The organism is Thiolapillus sp., from assembly GCF_048562965.1.
In the GTDB taxonomy this organism is placed as follows: domain Bacteria; phylum Pseudomonadota; class Gammaproteobacteria; order Chromatiales; family Chromatiaceae; genus Thiolapillus; species Thiolapillus brandeum_A.
The window spans coordinates 1-524 of record NZ_JBHNMF010001641.1; the positions used below are offsets into that span (position 1 = coordinate 1).

Below are 524 nucleotides of genomic sequence, written 5' to 3' on the forward strand. Positions count from 1 at the left end.
TGGCTTTGAACGTGGACAGGGTCTGGAAGCAGTTCACTAGGCCGACCGGCTCGTCTCCATCGAATGCCAGGATGCTGAAGGCTCCCGGTTGATCCGTGAGGGCGGGGATGAGCGTTTCCCGCGCTGCCAGCCATGGAGAGCGAAGCGAAGGCTGGTAGACCCCAGTAGCCGCGAGGCCGCACTGTTTTCCCGGCGTGCCTTGCGCCAGAGGGAAAACAAAGTAGGCCTCCGAACGCGGCGTCCAGTCATATGGGAGCCAAGTACGGAGCAGCAACGAGCTTGCGAAGTTGTTGCGTAGTGCTTGGTGACCAGGACGGCTGGGGCACAAATAGGTTGTCAAAGGCCGAGTCGATTTTGGGGACTGGGATGTCCCAAAATCTTTCACGAGGCCGAAGACACGCTTGTACGCGGCTACTCAGGCCTTTCCCTCCGCCCATGGGATCACGGGCATAATCATCCAGCAGATCGAGCAGGGCTTTCTGATGCGAGGGATCCCGATAATCTGCAACAACTATGCCGGTCAT

General features: G+C 58.8%; 1 protein-coding gene. It reads right to left on the reverse strand.

Annotated features, from left to right (window positions below):
- On the reverse strand, window positions 1–385 hold a 385-nt coding region (locus ACOCD2_RS25970), incomplete at its 3' end, for a hypothetical protein (protein WP_305802548.1).
- Window positions 386–524 lie beyond the last annotated feature (139 nt).